The 1,626-nt window shown below is 30.8% G+C and carries 2 protein-coding genes; both read left to right on the top strand.

Translation table 11 applies throughout. From position 1 onward, the window contains the following. Window positions 1-260: 260 nt before the first annotated feature. Complete coding sequence (locus tag HYY52_04730; GenBank protein ID MBI2995991.1) at window positions 261-935, top strand: response regulator transcription factor; 675 nt, start codon at window positions 261-263, stop codon at window positions 933-935. A 167-nt stretch (window positions 936-1,102) separates the two neighbouring features. Beyond that, window positions 1,103-1,507, top strand: coding sequence for a hypothetical protein (locus HYY52_04725; protein ID MBI2995990.1), 405 nt, complete (start codon window positions 1,103-1,105; stop codon window positions 1,505-1,507). Window positions 1,508-1,626 lie beyond the last annotated feature (119 nt).

Below are 1,626 nucleotides of genomic sequence, written 5' to 3'. Positions count from 1 at the left end.
TTCATAAGCTAATCAAAAAGCTAAACGAAAAAACATTGAGAAAGGTTGCATAAAAAACAGTCAGTTCATGTGGTCGATATTTGACAGTCTTAGTAAAAACAGTAAAAGATGATTAAGAGTGTTTATGACACAGTCTGAATGACAGAAAGTGTTGGATTAATTTCCACAAACGGTATTAGAATCTAAGTTAGGGAAAGGTTCTACGTTTTATTTTACAATTCCAGCACAAGTACGTTAAAATTAATTAAACAAACGGTAGTATGCCAATAGAAGTACAAAATAAAATACATCACAGCCCTATTGAAGTTTTATTAGTTGAAGATAGCGATGGTGATGCTAAGTTCATTCATGAAATTCTAAGTGGAACTTCTTCTCCAAAGTTTGATGTGATAAGACAAGAACGACTTTCAGGGGCTATGAAGACTATTGGGAATGGTGATATAGATATTATACTTTTGGATCTCTCATTACCAGATAGTCATGGACTTGAAACATTTGTTACTTTGAACTCAAAAGCAAAAAATATACCAATAATTGTTTTAACAGGCTTAAACGATGAAGAAATTGCAATAAAGGCTGTTCAGGAAGGAGCTCAAGATTATATTGTTAAAGGACAATTGGAAAAGAGTGCACTTATTCGTTCGATACGGTATGCAATTGGAAGATCAAAGAAAGAAGAAATACAACTTGCTAAGAAAGAAGAAAGTACCAATCAGAAACTGTCTGACTTGCATATTACAAAAAAAGAAAGAGAGATTTTATCCCTAGTTGCAGCAGGTAAAACTAATGAAGAAATTGCAAAAGAGTTAGATCTAAGTATATCTACAATAAGAAATCATTTAGCAAGAATATTTGCCAAATTAAGGATAACTAATAGAGCTCAAGCTACAGCATTTGCAATTGAAGCTGGACTTTTTAGGGTAACTATTACATAAAAAGAAATAGGTATAAAAGTACTAGTATTCACAACTAAAAACTTTTCTAAAAAATAAAAATGGGGATAAATATACCTGTATTTAAATTTAAAAGCTTTTTCTCTTAAAGGCTAGCTCTAAAATTTACAAGACTTTTGTATCTATAGTTTAGGTAAAGATTTCTAACCATGAATACAAAAAGAAAAATAAAAATTGTTATGTGCTTCGCATTAATTTTCCCCATGATAATGTTAGATATTCATAAACCATATATAGCTTATGATGGCGAAAATATGGAAAGGGTTGTAGAAGATGGTAAGACTTCTAGCCTAATACCAGGATTTGAACATGATAGATATAATTTGGAAATTCTTGAAAAAAGTGAAATTCAATTAGTTGTAAGGCCAGATTCAAAAGTTGTTAAGGTAAAAGTAATTGATGCATCTCCAACAGGATTAAGTATAGAAAAAGCTAGGCTGATTAAAGAAGGTCTAAAGATTATTGAAACCAAAAGAAAAAGGAATAGAGTCTCAAGACAAGATTTAATTAGAGAAGAAGAATTATCAACTCACGAACGACTTGTGAAAAATTAAGTTCAAAAGCAGCTTAATCCACTTTGAGAATGTATGAGCAAGGTGAGCAACTCTCATTTCAAGTTTAGTGTAAATAGATTTATAACATCTGACATAACGATTAGCCATATGTTCTTGTA

The sequence above is a fragment of the Candidatus Melainabacteria bacterium genome (assembly GCA_016193285.1).
Lineage (GTDB): Bacteria > Cyanobacteriota > Vampirovibrionia > 2-02-FULL-35-15 > 2-02-FULL-35-15 > JACPSL01.
This window is presented reverse-complemented; position numbering and strand designations above follow the sequence as displayed.